This window comes from Klebsiella sp. BIGb0149 (assembly GCF_004362605.1).
GTDB lineage: Bacteria > Pseudomonadota > Gammaproteobacteria > Enterobacterales > Enterobacteriaceae > Klebsiella > Klebsiella terrigena.
This window is the reverse complement of the sequence record NZ_SNYG01000013.1, coordinates 33160-47972: the sequence shown is the minus strand read 5'-3', so window position 1 is coordinate 47972 and position 14813 is coordinate 33160. Positions and strand designations below refer to the sequence as shown.

Annotated in this window: 14 protein-coding genes; 9 read left to right on the top strand and 5 right to left on the bottom strand. The window is 58.8% G+C overall.

Annotated features, from left to right (window positions below):
• Positions 1–128 precede the first annotated feature (128 nt).
• From hemY to hemC, 4 genes are read right to left on the bottom strand one after another with little or no spacing between them, the layout of a single operon-like run.
• Positions 129–1325: a protoheme IX biogenesis protein HemY gene (hemY, locus tag EDF75_RS26380; protein ID WP_133601427.1), complete on the bottom strand. Its 1197-nt coding sequence runs from the start codon at positions 1323–1325 to the stop codon at positions 129–131.
• 3 nt (positions 1326–1328) lie between these two features.
• Complete coding sequence (gene hemX, locus EDF75_RS26375; protein ID WP_133601426.1) at positions 1329–2516, bottom strand: uroporphyrinogen-III C-methyltransferase; 1188 nt, start codon at positions 2514–2516, stop codon at positions 1329–1331.
• A 21-nt stretch (positions 2517–2537) separates the two neighbouring features.
• A complete protein-coding gene (gene hemD / locus EDF75_RS26370) occupies positions 2538–3278 on the bottom strand; it encodes a uroporphyrinogen-III synthase (protein WP_133601425.1) in 741 nt (246 codons plus the stop codon).
• On the bottom strand, positions 3275–4216 hold the full coding sequence (hemC, locus tag EDF75_RS26365; RefSeq protein ID WP_133601424.1) for a hydroxymethylbilane synthase: 942 nt from the start codon (positions 4214–4216) through the stop codon (positions 3275–3277). The genes hemD and hemC overlap by 4 nt, the downstream gene beginning before the upstream one ends.
• A 348-nt stretch (positions 4217–4564) precedes the next feature.
• Here hemC and cyaA point away from each other — a divergent pair, with 348 nt between their 5' ends.
• A complete protein-coding gene (gene cyaA, locus EDF75_RS26360; protein ID WP_045853607.1) occupies positions 4565–7117 on the top strand; it encodes a class I adenylate cyclase in 2553 nt (850 codons plus the stop codon).
• 83 nt (positions 7118–7200) lie between these two features.
• On the opposite strand, the gene cyaY is transcribed toward cyaA, so the two are convergent.
• Positions 7201–7521 carry an iron donor protein CyaY gene (gene cyaY / locus EDF75_RS26355; protein WP_133601423.1) on the bottom strand — a complete coding sequence of 107 codons (321 nt, stop codon included), beginning with the start codon at positions 7519–7521 and terminating at the stop codon, positions 7201–7203.
• Positions 7522–7659: 138 nt separating this feature from the next.
• Between cyaY and lptM the strand changes: the two genes are divergently transcribed.
• The 8 genes from lptM to corA all read left to right on the top strand — a co-directional run bounded on the left by lptM (position 7660) and on the right by corA (position 14616).
• Positions 7660–7863, top strand: coding sequence for an LPS translocon maturation chaperone LptM (lptM, locus tag EDF75_RS26350; RefSeq protein ID WP_041143491.1), 204 nt, complete (start codon positions 7660–7662; stop codon positions 7861–7863).
• A 64-nt stretch (positions 7864–7927) separates the two neighbouring features.
• Positions 7928–8752 (top strand): diaminopimelate epimerase, encoded by an 825-nt coding sequence (dapF, locus tag EDF75_RS26345; protein ID WP_123710446.1) that lies wholly within the window; start codon positions 7928–7930, stop codon positions 8750–8752.
• Complete coding sequence (locus tag EDF75_RS26340; protein WP_133601422.1) at positions 8749–9456, top strand: DUF484 domain-containing protein; 708 nt, start codon at positions 8749–8751, stop codon at positions 9454–9456. The genes dapF and EDF75_RS26340 overlap by 4 nt, the downstream gene beginning before the upstream one ends.
• Positions 9453–10355, top strand: a complete 903-nt coding sequence (gene xerC, locus EDF75_RS26335; RefSeq protein ID WP_133601421.1) for a tyrosine recombinase XerC — start codon at positions 9453–9455, stop codon at positions 10353–10355. The genes EDF75_RS26340 and xerC overlap by 4 nt, the downstream gene beginning before the upstream one ends.
• Positions 10355–11071 carry a 5-amino-6-(5-phospho-D-ribitylamino)uracil phosphatase YigB gene (gene yigB / locus EDF75_RS26330; protein WP_133601420.1) on the top strand — a complete coding sequence of 239 codons (717 nt, stop codon included), beginning with the start codon at positions 10355–10357 and terminating at the stop codon, positions 11069–11071. Before xerC ends, yigB begins: the two co-directional genes overlap by 1 nt.
• 78 nt (positions 11072–11149) lie before the next feature.
• Positions 11150–13312: a DNA helicase II gene (uvrD, locus tag EDF75_RS26325; RefSeq protein WP_133601419.1), complete on the top strand. Its 2163-nt coding sequence runs from the start codon at positions 11150–11152 to the stop codon at positions 13310–13312.
• Between the two features lie 148 nt (positions 13313–13460).
• Positions 13461–13517 carry a YsgD/CorL family protein gene (gene ysgD / locus EDF75_RS27700; protein WP_350028775.1) on the top strand — a complete coding sequence of 19 codons (57 nt, stop codon included), beginning with the start codon at positions 13461–13463 and terminating at the stop codon, positions 13515–13517.
• 148 nt (positions 13518–13665) lie between these two features.
• The gene (gene corA, locus EDF75_RS26320) at positions 13666–14616 is read left to right on the top strand and encodes a magnesium/cobalt transporter CorA (protein ID WP_041143496.1); all 951 of its coding nucleotides are present in this window, start codon (positions 13666–13668) and stop codon (positions 14614–14616) included.
• Positions 14617–14813: the final 197 nt, after the last annotated feature.

The following is a 14813-nucleotide window of genomic DNA, read 5'->3' as shown; positions in this document are numbered from 1 at the left end:
GCCCTGATTATCAGTGCGGGCGTTTTTTTCTTTCAGGGACCGGTAAGAAAAGGGCAGGGGATAAACAGAGAAGGGGCGCGGCGAGAAGAGCGCTGTCGCCCCTGATGAGGCGACAGCGGCTGGGACGGCTACTGCGGCGTATTGTTCTGCAGGGTTAGCAGCAGGCCGTCGCGGCGCAGAGTGGCGGCCTCTTCCGGCTGGTGCAGGCGGTCGAGCGTATCCGCCAGCCAGGCGTAGTCAAACGCATCCGGGCGCTGCTTCAGGGCGGCGCGAAACGCGATGCTGGCCTCCTGCCATTCGCCATGGCGCATCAGCGATTGCCCCAGCGTACTCCACAGCAGCGGACGATCGCCGACGGTTTTGATCTGCTGGCGCAGCACTTTTTCCAGCTGTTCCGGATTATTGGTCTTCAGGCGCGGGATAAGCATCACCAGACGATCGTCATACTGCTTTTTCAGGCCGTCGATAATAATCTGCTGCGCGGTATCGTGGTCATCGCTCTCAATGAGCAGATTCGCCATCGCCACCTGCAGCGCGACCTGGCCACGCGTTTTACGGCTTTGGTTTTTCCACCATTCGCGCAGGCCTTCGCTGCCCCGATCGGCCAGCGTCTTATCCATTAAACCGATCCACGCCTGCTGCTCGAGCGCGGCGCGATGCTCTTCATCGTTGACGTTGGCTTTTGCCATGGACGGGATGATATCCAGCAGCGAGTGCCACGCGCCGGTGCGGGTGTAGGCCTGTTCCGCCAGACGCAGGACTTCAGGATGTCGGGGAGTGATTTCCAGCAGCTTATCAATACCGTGGCGCGCCGCATGATTTTCATTGCGCGCCAGCTGCAGGCGCACGCGGGCAATCTCGACCGGGATCAGATCGTCTCCGGCCAGCTCCGTTGCGCGCTCAAGATGCTGATTGGCGCGGGCTTCATCGCCGCGCTGCTGGGCCGCTTCCGCCGCCAGAAGATAGTTAACCACCGGCTGCTCGGCGTGATCGGCATTTTTGGCCATCAGCTTTTCAACCTGCTGGTAGTCGCCTTCCGCCAGTTTTAACAGCGCCTGCTCGGTTTGCTTGCGCGCGCGGCGGCGTTTACGACCTACGAACCAGCCGCGGGTATGGGCGCTGGTGCGAAAAATACGCCGCAACAGCCATTCAATGGCAAACAGCACCACCATTGTGAGGATCAGTACGATCGCCAGGCCGGTAACGCTGGTTTCAATGTTGTAGTTATCGGTTTGGATCAGCACGTAGCCCTGATGGCCGGAAATGATCGGACCGATAACGATCCCGGCGATCAGCAGTGCGAAGAGTAAGAGAATTTTCAACATGCGTTACTCTCCTTGTGGCGCAGGGGCTGGTGCCGGCACGGCTGGCGTCGGGGCAGGAGCCGGAGCACCGCTCTGCGCGACGGCGGGTTGTGCCATCAGGTTACGTACTCGCGTCTGCATCAGTTTCTCGAGTATTGCCTGACTCTGCAGATTTTCCGGTACGCTCATGGTGATGCTCTGCTGGCTCAGCTTATCGACCTCCTCAAGGAAGGCTTTGGTGGTGGCATCGTCAGTATCGTAATAGGCGCGAACCCAGGTTGATACGTTTTCCAGAGCCTGCTTGTAGGTCTCTTCCTGGTGGCGCGGAACCGCCTGCGCGGCGACCAGCAGGCGGGAGCGAATATTCTCGCGCAGGTAGACGTCCTGGTTCGGTGCCAGCAGCGGCACTGCCGTTTCATCGCGGCGGCGGATGGTGATAAAGCTGTCCATAAAGCTCTGCCAGCTTTTCTGCAGGTTAATACGCCACTCGCCGATGGAGCTGGACAGCTCTTCGCTGTCGGAATCCATCGGCGAGTCGTCGTCGTTATTATCCGCCAGACGCAGGTTGTCTATCTGATTAGCGAGCTGATTCACTTTGAGAATGATGCCGTCGTAGTCGACCTGGCTTACCGCCGAGAGCGAGGCGATATCGTCGGTGATGGCGCGGCGCGCGCCAATCAGGCTGGGGTCATTCATGTCGGCGAGGCTGGCATCGGCGCTTTTGAGCAGCGCGGCGGCGGTCGTGACGTCCTGATCGCTCCACAGCTTGCGTCCGGCAACCTTCACCAGGAAATCAGCCTGCGCCAGCAGCCAGGTTTTAGCGTCGCTGCCGGAGATAACGGCCACTTTCTGCTGCACTTCTTCCAGCTGCTTCGCCAGCGCATCCTGCTGGCTTTTGGCCGCGGTCAGCTGGTCAGCCTGCTGCCTGATGATGCCTTCGAGTTCGGTTTTTTGGCCTTCCTGCGATTTTTGCAGGGCCGCAATTTGCGCGGCTAACGCGGAGCTGGCCGCGTTCTGTCGGGATAGCTGCTGCTTGTGCACGCTGTACAGGCCCACGCCGGCGGCGAGGGCAATCGCGATAGCGACCGCGCTCAAAACAAGACTGGTTTTATTCCCGCCCTTTTCCTTCCCGGTTTTCTCTGGCTGTGGCGTCTTTTCCACGGCCTCCCTGGTCTCTTCAACCACGGCGGATTGATTTTGTTGTTCCGTCATTATGGCTTCCAATGTTGAGAGTTATTGTAATGCGCGTAGCAGCGTATCGTTGTCGGCGCTTTCGGCAACCTGGATATCCTGCCAGCCCAATTCCCGTGCCTGCTGGGCCAGGCGCTCGCTGACAACTAAAATGCGACAGCGGAGGAGCCACCGTTCTCGATACCATTGCGGGATCAGCGTCCAAAGCTGTTGCAGCATCTCACCGCTGGTAATGACCAGCGTGGAGACGCCGCGAGACTGCCAGCGCATTGCTTCTTCTGCACCATCATAATGCTTTGCACAACGTTGATAGCACTCACAAAAAGTGACATCAGCGCCGCGCTCGCGGAGCGTTTCGCCGAGTAGTTCCCGGCCGCCATTGCCGCGAAGCAGGAGGGCCTTCTTACCAGCAATGTTTTGTAATTCAGGTAATTGTAGCAAGACTTCGCTGATTTCCCGATCTAATGGGTAGCGAATATTGTGGCCGCTGACCTTATGCAGGGCCAGCGCCGTGGTGCGGCCAATTGCAAAATAGCCGGGAGCCAGCGGCCAGCGCAGGCCCTGCTGCTGCAGGCGAGCGTGGGCAAACTCCACGGCGTGCTGCGAAAGGGCGAACAATAAATCGCCCGAGGAGAGAGCCGCCAGCCGGTCGCCGAGCGTGTGCAGCTCGCGGCCGGGCGTAAATTCAATCAGTGGAAAGCTCCAGGCCACGCGTCCCAGCCCGCGCAGGCGGCTGACCAGCTCTTCGCCCTGCGGCAGCGGACGGGTGACCAGGATACTCATCGTGGCGCTTCTCCGGCATAAACGGCGGTCAGGATCTCCCGGGCACCGTTATCCAGCAGCTCTTCCGCCAGAGAGACGCCAAGGCGCTCGGCGTCTTCCGGGCGTCCGCGGCGCTCGCCGTGAACCATCTGCGAACCGTCCGGCGCGCCGACCAGCGCGCGTAGCCACAGCTCGCCGTCAATAAGCTCGGCGTAGCTGCCGATCGGCACCTGACAGCCGCCCTCAAGGCGAGTGTTCATCGCCCGCTCGGCGCGAACACGTATTGCCGTTGGCGCATGGTTCAGCGGCGCCAGCAGCGCCTGCGTCCATTCGTCGTCAAGCCGACACTCGATGCCGACTGCGCCCTGGCCGACGGCGGGCAGCGACTGTTCAGGGCTTAACGGTTGGCGAATTCGTGCTTCGAGCCCGAGGCGTAGCAGCCCCGCCGCGGCGAGAATAATCGCGTCATACTCACCGCTATCCAGTTTGCCCAAACGGGTACCGACGTTACCGCGCAGGGAACGAATCTGCAGATCCGGGCGCCGTGCGGCCAGCTGACACTGGCGGCGTAAACTTGACGTGCCAACGATGCTGCCCTGAGGCAGCGCGTCAATGGAGGCATAGTGATTTGAGACAAAAGCGTCGCGCGGATCTTCTCGCTCACAAATCGTTACCAGCCCGAGGCCCTCGGGAAACTCGACGGGAACATCCTTCATAGAATGGACGGCGATATCGGCGCGCCCTTCCATAATGGCAAGCTCTAACTCTTTGACAAACAGGCCCTTGCCACCCACTTTTGCGAGGGGTGTATCAAGGAGCACGTCGCCGCGAGTGACCATTGGCACCAGTTCAACCTTGAGCTGCGGATGGCAGGACTCAAGGCGCTCTTTCACATAATGCGCCTGCCATAGCGCAAGTGGGCTTTGCCTTGTGGCAATTTTCAAAACTTTGTCTAACATGCTTGTTACCGTCATTGTCGACCACAAACCATCCTAACATTGTTGTCTTATGGATGTCAGTTTTGTGGGGCAGGACCTCGGCCATCTCTTTATTGGCCTTTTATGCGCATACCGGTTGCCGAACCGTAGAGAGGAATTTACACGCAGTAAACGGTGCTACACTTGTATGTAGCGCATCTTTCTTTACGGTCAATCAGCAAGGTGTTAGATTGATCACGTTTTAAACCATTTGTCCGTCAGCAGTTCATCACAACCACACCGACGACGAATGGTGACGGTTTTTGTTGAAATACTGAAACCCGGTACTGGCTATGGTACGTCGGGTTTTTGAACATCAGGCGATATGTCTTGTACCTCTATATTGAGACACTGAAACAGAGACTGGATGCCATCAACCAACTGCGCGTAGATCGCGCGCTTGCTGCCATGGGACCCGCTTTTCAGCAGGTTTACAGTCTACTGCCGACATTACTACATTATCATCACCCGTTGATGCCGGGTTACCTTGACGGTAACGTTCCCCGAGGCATTTGCCTTTACACGCCTGATGAAACCCAACGCCACTACCTTGACGAGCTTGAGCTAAACCGCGGCATGCTGACGCAGGAGCCGCCGAAAGGCGAGCTGCCGATTACCGGCGTTTACTCCATGGGCAGCACCTCATCCGTCGGCCAAAGCTGCTCTTCCGACCTTGATATATGGGTTTGCCACCAGGCCTGGCTCGATACCGACGAGCGCCAGCTGTTGCAGCGTAAATGCAGCCTGCTGGAGAGCTGGGCGGCGTCGCTGGGCGTGGAAGTCAGCTTCTTCCTGATCGATGAGAACCGCTTCCGCCATAACGAAAGCGGCAGCCTGGGCGGCGAAGACTGCGGCTCTACGCAGCATATCCTGCTGCTGGACGAATTCTACCGCACCGCCGTGCGCCTTGCCGGCAAGCGTATTCTGTGGAACATGGTGCCGTGCGACGAAGAAGAGCACTATGACGATTACGTCATGAGCCTCTACGCGCAGGGCGTGCTGACGCCGAACGAATGGCTGGATCTCGGCGGCCTGAGCTCGCTGTCGGCGGAAGAGTATTTCGGCGCCAGCCTGTGGCAGCTGTATAAAAGCATTGATTCGCCTTATAAGGCGGTGCTGAAAACGCTGCTGCTGGAAGCCTATTCCTGGGAATACCCCAATAACCGCCTGCTGGCGAAAGATATTAAACAGCGCCTGCACGACGGCGAGATCGTTTCCTTCGGTCTCGATCCCTACTGCATGATGCTGGAACGCGTCACGATCTACCTGCAGGCCATCGAGGACGAGACGCGCCTCGACCTGGTACGCCGATGTTTCTACCTCAAAGTGTGCGAAAAGCTGAGCCGCGAGCGCGCCTGCGTGGGCTGGCGTCGCGAGGTGGTGAGCCACCTGGTGAAAGAGTGGGGCTGGGATGAAAAGCGTCTGGCGATGCTGGACAACCGGGCCAACTGGAAGATCGACGAAGTACGCAAAGCGCACAACGAACTGCTTGATGCGATGATGCAGAGCTACCGCAACCTGATTCGTTTTGCGCGTCGCAACAACCTCAGCGTTTCCGCCAGCCCGCAGGATATTGGCGTGCTGACCCGCAAGCTGTACGCGGCGTTTGAAGCGCTGCCGGGGAAAGTGACCCTGGTGAACCCGCAGATATCACCGGATCTCTCCGAACCGAATCTGACCTTTATCCACGTGCCGCCGGGCCGCGCCAACCGCACCGGCTGGTACGTCTATAACCGCGCGCCGGATATGGAATCGATCGTTAGCCATCAGCCGCTGGAATATAACCGCTATCTGAACAAGCTGGTGGCATGGGCGTGGTTTAACGGCCTGCTGACGTCGCGCACCCGGCTGTTTATTAAGGGCAACGGCATTGTCGACCTGGCGAAGCTGCAGGAGATGGTGGCCGATGTTTCTCACCACTTCCCGCTGCGTCTGCCTTCGCCTACGCCGAAAGCGCTGTATAGCCCCTGCGAAATCCGCCATCTGGCGATTATCGTTAACCTTGAGTACGATCCGACCGCCGCGTTCCGCAATCAGGTGGTGCATTTTGACTTCCGCAAGCTGGACGTATTTAGCTTTGGCGAAGAGCAGAAGTGCCTGATAGGCAGCGTGGACCTGCTGTATCGCAACTCGTGGAACGAAGTGCGAACCCTGCACTTCAACGGCGAGCAGGCGATGATCGAAGCGCTGAAGACCATTCTGGGCAAAATGCACCAGGACGCCGCGCCGCCGGATAGCGTTGAAGTGTTCTGCTACAGCCAGCATCTGCGCGGGCTCATCCGCACCCGCGTGCAGCAGCTGGTCTCCGAGTGCGTTGAGCTACGCCTCTCCAGCACCCGTCAGGACACCGGCCGCTTCAAGGCGCTGCGCGTCTCAGGACAGACGTGGGGCCTGTTCTTTGAACGTCTTAACGTCTCGGTGCAGAAGCTGGAAAATGCCATTGAATTCTATGGCGCCATTTCGCACAACAAGCTGCACGGCCTGTCGGTTCAGGTAGAAACCAACCACGTCAGGCTGCCGCAGGTGGTGGATGGTTTTGCCAGCGAAGGGATTATTCAGTTCTTCTTTGAAGAGGCGGATAACGACAGCGGATTTAATATCTATATTCTCGACGAGAGCAACCGCGCCGAGGTTTACCATCACTGTGAAGGCAGTAAAGAGGAGCTGGTGCGCGACGTTAGCCGCTTCTACTCCTCATCGCACGATCGGTTCACCTACGGTTCCAGCTTTATCAACTTCAACCTGCCGCAGTTCTACCAGATCGTTGACGTTGACGGCCGGCCGCAGGTCATTCCTTTCCGTAGCCAGGCCATTGGTGCCGTGACGGCCCCGGTCAATCAGGATGCCGCGGCGTCGCCGATGCTCCAGCAGCACTACTCCTGATATCGCGTCCTGATATCGCCAGGTACTCCCCGGCTGCGCGAAGCGTACCGGGGATACCGATGGGCGTAGCCAGCTAGCCCGCTTTAACGGAAGCTTACCGCTTCGCCTGCCTGATGCGTTGCCGCCTGCTCCAGCAGATCCCAGAAGGCTTCGCCGCTGCGATCGCAGATCCACTCATCGCCTTTGAGGTCAAAATGGTAGCCGCCCTGCTTGGTAGCCAGCCACACCTGATGCAGCGGTTCCTGACGGTTAATAATGATTTTGCTGCCGTTTTCAAAGCTAATGGTCAGCACGCCGCCGTTAATTTCACAATCGATATCGCTATCGCCGTCCCACTCGTCCAGGCGCTCTTCGATAGTCATCCACAGGCTGTCAGCCAGGCGATGGAATTCACTGTCATTCATGGTTCTACCCTGCTTTTTTGAAGATGGCGGCAGTATAGCGCGAAACAAAAGCGCGCGCAGTCGGATGCTAAACGCTTGCTTTTACGTCTTCTCCTGCGATGATAGAAAGCAGAAAGAATGACTCACGGGCAACTATCAATGAAAAACGTTTTTCCTACGCTTGCCGTTCTGCTGGCGATCTTCAGCCTCACCGGCTGTGGTCTGAAGGGGCCGCTCTATTTCCCACCGGCGGATAAAACGGCGCCGCCGCCGACCAAACCGGTCGATAGCGGTATCCAGAGCGCGACGCCGGATCGTAACGATCGCGGCGATAGCGGTGGCCCGACCCAGGTAGACTACTGACGATACTCCCCGGGATGAACGGCCTGCCGTCCTCCTGAAACGCAAATTAGTTAGAGTACAGATGATGCAGTTTTCTAAAATGCATGGCCTGGGTAACGACTTTATGGTCGTTGACGCGGTAACACAGAACGTTTTTTTCTCTCCGGAGCTGATTCGCCGGCTGGCAGACAGGCATCTTGGCGTGGGCTTCGATCAGCTGCTGGTTGTCGAGCCGCCCTACGATCCGGATCTGGATTTTCATTACCGCATCTTTAACGCTGACGGCAGCGAAGTGTCGCAGTGCGGCAACGGCGCGCGCTGCTTTGCGCGGTTTGTACGTCTGAAAGGCCTGACCAATAAACGTGATATCCGCGTCAGCACGGCGAACGGTCGTATGGTATTAAGCGTAACGGAAGACGATCTGGTGCGCGTGAATATGGGCGAGCCGAACTTTGAGCCGTCCCAGGTTCCGTTCCGCGCAAACAAAGCGGAAAAGACCTATATTATGCGCGTCGCTGAGCAGACAGTATTGTGCGGCGTGGTCTCAATGGGGAACCCGCACTGCGTCATCCAGGTCGATGACGTGGAAACCGCGGCGGTGGAAACGCTTGGCCCGGTGATGGAAAGCCACGAACGCTTCCCGGAACGCGCGAATATCGGTTTTATGCAGATAGTCGAGCGTCATCGCATTCGCCTGCGGGTCTATGAACGCGGCGCGGGCGAGACCCAGGCCTGCGGCAGCGGCGCCTGCGCGGCGGTCGCGGTCGGTATCCAACAGGGGCTGCTGGCCGAGGAAGTACGCGTGGAATTACCAGGCGGGCGTCTTGATATCGCCTGGAAAGGCCCGGGCCAACCGTTGTTTATGACTGGCCCGGCGGCACACGTCTACGACGGATTTATTCATCTATGAAACAACTCGGGGAAGAACAGCAGGATACGATCGGCGCGCTGGATGACCGCGCGGTGGTGGACTATCTGTTGCAACATCCTGAATTCTTTATTCGTAATGCCGCTCTTGTGGAGCACATGCAGGTTCCTCACCCGGTTCGGGGGACGGTTTCGCTGGTCGAGTGGCACATGGCCCGCGCGCGTAATCATATCAACGTGCTGGAAGAGAACATGACGCTGCTGATGGAGCAGGCGACGGCCAACGAAAGCCTGTTCCAGCGGCTCTTTCATCTGCAGACGCGGCTGGCGGCGGCAGACAGCCTCGATGAGATGCTCAATCGCTTTCATCGCTGGGCCCGCGAGCTCGGCCTGGCCGGCGCGACGGTGCGCCTGTTCCCCGACAGCTGGCGGCTCGGCGCGCCCTCAAAATTCACCCACCTGGCGCTGACCCGACAGGCCTTTGAACCCGTGCGAATTCAGCGTCTCAGGCAGGAGCGCCACTACCTCGGCCCGCTGAACGGGCCGGAGCTGCTGGTGGTGCTGCCGGAAGCGAAAGCCATCGGTTCGGTGGCGATGTCGCTGCTGGGCGGCGATGATGCGCCCGGCGTTATGCTGTTCAGCAGCCGCGATGCGCAGCACTATCAGCAGGGACAGGGCACGCAGCTGCTGCAGGAAATAGCCCAGATGCTGCCAGGACTGCTGGAGCGCTGGGTTGAACGCGCATGACCGACTCTCCCCTGTTTGCCGCCGTTGCCCGTTTCCTGCGCTATCTTGGCGTGGAGCGTCAGCTTAGCCCGATTACGTTGCTTAACTACCGACGCCAGCTTGATGCGCTGATCGCGCTTGCTGAAAGCGCTGGCTTAAAAAGCTGGCAGCAGTGCGATGCCGCCCAGGTGCGCGGGCTGGCGGTGCGGAGTCGAAAACAGGGGCTGGGCCCGGCAAGCCTGGCGCTGCGCCTCTCGGCGCTGCGCAGCTTCTTTGACTGGCTGGTGGCGCAGGGCGAGCTGACCGCGAACCCGGCAAAGGGGATTTCGGCGCCTAAAATACCGCGCCATTTACCGAAAAATATCGACGTTGATGACGTTAACCGGCTGCTGGATATCGATCTGAACGATCCGCTGGCGGTACGCGACCGGGCGATGCTGGAAGTGATGTACGGCGCGGGCCTGCGTCTTTCTGAGCTGGTGAACCTCGACATTAAGCACCTCGACCTGGAGTCAGGAGAGGTGTGGGTGATGGGGAAAGGCAGTAAAGAGCGCCGGCTGCCGATTGGCCGCAGCGCGGTAGCGTGGATCGAGCACTGGCTGGATCTACGCGGGCTGTTCGGCACCGATGACGACGCGCTGTTTTTGTCGAAGCTCGGCAAACGCATCTCCGCGCGCAATGTTCAAAAGCGTTTTGCCGAGTGGGGAATTAAGCAGGGGCTGAACAGCCACGTTCATCCGCACAAGCTGCGCCACTCCTTTGCCACGCATATGCTGGAATCGAGCGGCGATCTGCGCGGCGTGCAGGAGCTGCTGGGCCATGCCAACCTCTCCACCACCCAAATTTATACCCATCTTGACTTTCAACACCTTGCCTCGGTGTACGATGCGGCGCATCCGCGCGCCAAACGGGGGAAATAATGCGCTTTTACCGACCTCTGGGCCAGATTTCAGCCCTGACGTTTGACCTGGACGATACCCTTTATGACAACCGCCCGGTCATCGACCGGACGCTGCACGAGTCGCTGGCCTTCGTGCGCAACTACCATCCTTCGCTGAGCGAGTTCGATGCCCATCACCTGCAGCAGCTGCGCCAGACGCTGCTGGAGACCGAGCCGGATATTTACCACGACGTGACCGAATGGCGAAGGCGTGCTCTGGTGCTGGGGATGATGAACGCCGGACTCTCTGCCGCGCAGGCCGAATACGGCGCCGATGCGGCGATGGCGAACTTTGCCCACTGGCGCAGCCTGATTGACGTACCGCAGGAAACCCACGATACCCTGGCCGCGCTGGCGGAGAAGTGGCCGCTGGTGGCGGTGACTAACGGCAATGCGCAGCCGGAACTGTTCGGCCTGAGCGACTATTTCCGCTTTGTGCTGCGCGCCGGGCCTGACGGGCGTTCTAAGCCGTTTGCCGATATGTATCATCTGGCGGCGGAGCGCCTGGCGCTGCCGCTGGGGCAGATACTCCACGTCGGCGATGACCTGACCACCGACGTGGCGGGTTCCATCCGCTGCGGCATGCAGGCCTGCTGGATTAAGCCGCAGGGCGCTGACCTGATGCACACCACCGACAGCCGGCTGCTGCCGCACATTGAAATTTCGCGGTTGGCATCTCTGACCTCGCTGATATAATCACCATTAGTTCTGTATATATTAACAGTATGCCCGGTCGGCGAAGCGCTGCCGGGCGGCTCATTTCCGGCGGTGCCAATGGACGTTTCTTACCTGCTCGACAGCCTTAATGATAAACAGCGTGAAGCCGTCGCGGCCTCGCGTACCAATATGCTGGTTCTGGCTGGAGCGGGCAGCGGTAAGACCCGCGTACTGGTGCATCGCATTGCCTGGCTGATAAGCGTAGAAAACTGTTCGCCGTTCTCCATTATGGCGGTGACCTTTACCAATAAAGCGGCGGCGGAAATGCGCCATCGTATCGGCCAGCTGATGGGCACCACCCAGGGCGGCATGTGGGTAGGGACCTTCCACGGCCTGGCGCACCGTCTGCTGCGCGCCCACCATCTTGATGCCAACCTGCCGCAGGATTTCCAGATCCTCGATAGCGAAGATCAGCTGCGCCTGCTGAAGCGTCTGATCAAAGCGATGAACCTCGATGAGAAGCAGTGGCCGCCGCGTCAGGCGATGTGGTACATCAACAGTCAAAAAGATGAGGGGCTGCGCCCGCACCATATCCAGAGCTACGGTAATCCGGTGGAGCAGACCTGGCAGAAGGTGTATCAGGCCTACCAGGAAGCCTGCGATCGCGCAGGGCTGGTGGATTTTGCCGAGCTGCTGTTGCGCGCGCACGAGCTGTGGCTCAACAAGCCGCATATTCTTCAGCACTACCGCGAACGCTTTACCAATATCCTCGTCGACGAATTCCAGGATACCAACAATATTCAGTATGCCTGGGTCCGCCTGCTGGCGGGCGATAGCGGCAAGGTGATGATCGTCGGCGATGATGACCAGTCGATCTACGGCTGGCGCGGCGCACAGGTTGAGAATATCCAGCGCTTCCTGACCGATTTCCCCGGCGCCGAGACCATTCGCCTGGAGCAGAACTACCGCTCAACCAACAATATCCTCAGCGCTGCCAACGCCCTGATTGAAAATAACAGCGGACGTCTGGGCAAGAAGCTGTGGACCGACGGCGCCGACGGCGAACCGATCTCCCTGTACTGCGCCTTTAACGATCTCGACGAAGCGCGTTTCGTGGTTAACCGGATTAAAACCTGGCAGGAAAACGGCGGGGCGCTGGAGCAGTGCGCCATCCTTTACCGCAGCAACGCCCAGTCGCGCGTGATGGAAGAGGCGCTGCTGCAGGCCAGCATGCCATACCGCATTTACGGCGGCATGCGCTTCTTCGAACGCCAGGAGATCAAAGATGCGCTCTCCTACCTGCGCCTGATTGCCAATCGCAACGATGACGCCGCGTTCGAGCGCGTGGTCAATACGCCGACCCGCGGCATCGGCGATCGCACCCTGGACGTGGTGCGTCAAACGTCGCGCGACCGCCAGCTGACGCTGTGGCAGGCGTGCCGCGAGCTGCTGAAAGATAAAGCCCTCGCGGGCCGCGCCGCCAGCGCCCTGCAGCGCTTTATGGAGCTGATCGACGCCCTGGCGCAGGAGACGGCGGATATGCCGCTGCACGTCCAGACCGACCGGGTGATTAAAGATTCCGGCCTGCGCATCATGTACGAGCAGGAGAAGGGCGAAAAAGGCCAGACGCGTATCGAGAACTTAGAAGAGCTGGTGACGGCAACGCGCCAGTTCAGCTACAACGACGAAGATGAGGATTTAATGCCGCTGCAGGCGTTCCTTTCTCACGCCGCGCTGGAGGCGGGCGAAGGGCAGGCGGATACCTGGCAGGATGCGGTCCAGCTGATGACCCTGCACTCGGCGAAGGGTCTGGAGTTCCCGCAGGTGTTTATCGTCGGCGTGGAGGAGGGGATGTTCCCGAGCCAGATGGCGCTCGACGAGGGCGGGCGCCTGGAAGAGGAGCGGCGCCTTGCCTACGTGGGCGTAACCCGCGCGATGCAGAAGCTCACCCTGACCTACGCCGAAACCCGTCGCCTGTACGGCAAAGAGGTTTACCATCGTCCGTCGCGCTTCATCGGCGAGCTGCCGGAGACGTGCGTGGAAGAGGTGCGCCTGCGCGCCACGGTGAGCCGTCCGGTGAGCCATCAGCGGATGGGTACGCCGATGGCGGAGAACGATACCGGCTACAAACTGGGCCAGCGCGTGCGCCATCCGAAATTCGGTGAAGGCACCATCGTCAATCTGGAAGGTAGCGGCGAGCATAGCCGTCTGCAGGTGGCTTTCCAGGGTCAGGGCATCAAATGGCTGGTGGCGGCCTATGCGCGGCTGGAAACAGTGTAACAGTAAGAAAAGTATCGTTTTTTTGTAATAATCTGCTAGCCTTATATGCTAAAGGGCAGGATTTGCTCTTTAGCGTTTCGTTGCGTGTTGACGCCGTTTTTGCGCTGGCGTAACATGCGCGCACGATTACGCTAAGAGGACATTCGCCTTGGACACACCCAGTAGATGCTGGCTCAACTTCCTGTCCGTCAGGAACAACTCCTAAGGCTATCCTCTTATGCTGATAGCCTTAGCGGTTGTCAGCGACCCGTCATACCCGTCGCTCTGAGTCAGGCTTAATGGTCTGAAACCCCTTTTGTTTCTGTGTGCCCACCGAACTGTCCGATAATTTTTTTGCATTGGGAGTCCCGGTCATGCTGAGCGCATTTCAACTGGAAAATAATCGTCTGACGCGCCTCGAAGCCGACGAGATCAAGCACCTTGCCAGCTCGGTGTGGGTCGATCTGGTCGAGCCTGACGATGAAGAACGTAGCCGCGTGCAGACGGAACTGGGTCAGAACCTGGCAACCCGTCCGGAGCTGGAAGATATCGAAGCGTCGGCGCGTTTCTTCGAAGATGAAGACGGTTTACACATTCACTCATTTTTCTTCTTTGAAGATGCAGAGGATCACGCCGGCAACTCCACGGTGGCGTTTACCATCCGCGAAGGGCGCCTTTTTACCCTGCGCGAGCGTGAGCTGCCCGCATTCCGTCTCTACCGCATGCGCGTGCGCAACCAGTCTATGGTTGATGGTAATGCCTATGAGCTGCTGCTCGATCTGTTCGAAACAAAAATCGAACAGCTGGCGGATGAGATTGAAAATATCTACAGCGACCTGGAAAAGCTGAGCCGGGTGATTATGGAAGGTCGGCAGGGCGACGAGTACGATGACGCGCTCTCTACCCTGGCGGAACAGGAAGATATCGGCTGGAAGGTGCGCCTGTGCCTGATGGATACCCAGCGGGCGCTGAACTTCCTCGTGCGTAAGGCGCGCCTGCCGGCGGGCCAGCTGGAGCAGGCGCGCGAGATCCTGCGAGATATCGAATCGCTGCTGCCGCATAACGAATCGCTGTTCCAGAAGGTGAACTTCCTTATGCAGGCGGCGATGGGCTTTATCAACATCGAGCAGAACCGCATCATCAAGATCTTCTCGGTGGTCTCCGTGGTCTTCCTGCCGCCAACCCTGGTGGCGTCGAGCTATGGGATGAACTTTGAGTTTATGCCCGAGCTGCACTGGAGCTTTGGCTATCCGGGGGCGATCGTCTTTATGATGCTGGCCGGCCTGGCGCCATATCTCTACTTTAAGCGTAAAAACTGGCTTTAAAACAATAAATTATATCAAAGCCGGCCGCCTTATAAGGTGGCCGGTTTTTTTTCGCCTTTATGTCGGCCGCCGCGCCGGAGAACGGAAACAGGCTTTGATTATCGCGAGTGACTTAATTCTCTACGCATCAGAAGTGTGGGCCATAAGTCACATAAAGGCTGAGGGATAATTGTTACCATCGCAATATTCCCGATAAA

Coding starts and splice junctions, on each gene's coding strand:
- yigB (WP_133601420.1), top strand. CDS start 10,355: ATGCGCTTTTACCGACCTCTGGGCCAGATTTCAGCCCTGACGTTTGAC.
- corA (WP_041143496.1), top strand. CDS start 13,666: ATGCTGAGCGCATTTCAACTGGAAAATAATCGTCTGACGCGCCTCGAA.
- cyaY (WP_133601423.1), bottom strand. CDS start 7,521: ATGAATGACAGTGAATTCCATCGCCTGGCTGACAGCCTGTGGATGACT.
- xerC (WP_133601421.1), top strand. CDS start 9,453: ATGACCGACTCTCCCCTGTTTGCCGCCGTTGCCCGTTTCCTGCGCTAT.
- hemD (WP_133601425.1), bottom strand. CDS start 3,278: ATGAGTATCCTGGTCACCCGTCCGCTGCCGCAGGGCGAAGAGCTGGTC.
- hemC (WP_133601424.1), bottom strand. CDS start 4,216: ATGTTAGACAAAGTTTTGAAAATTGCCACAAGGCAAAGCCCACTTGCG.
- uvrD (WP_133601419.1), top strand. CDS start 11,150: ATGGACGTTTCTTACCTGCTCGACAGCCTTAATGATAAACAGCGTGAA.
- hemY (WP_133601427.1), bottom strand. CDS start 1,325: ATGTTGAAAATTCTCTTACTCTTCGCACTGCTGATCGCCGGGATCGTT.
- dapF (WP_123710446.1), top strand. CDS start 7,928: ATGCAGTTTTCTAAAATGCATGGCCTGGGTAACGACTTTATGGTCGTT.
- lptM (WP_041143491.1), top strand. CDS start 7,660: ATGAAAAACGTTTTTCCTACGCTTGCCGTTCTGCTGGCGATCTTCAGC.
- hemX (WP_133601426.1), bottom strand. CDS start 2,516: ATGACGGAACAACAAAATCAATCCGCCGTGGTTGAAGAGACCAGGGAG.
- EDF75_RS26340 (WP_133601422.1), top strand. CDS start 8,749: ATGAAACAACTCGGGGAAGAACAGCAGGATACGATCGGCGCGCTGGAT.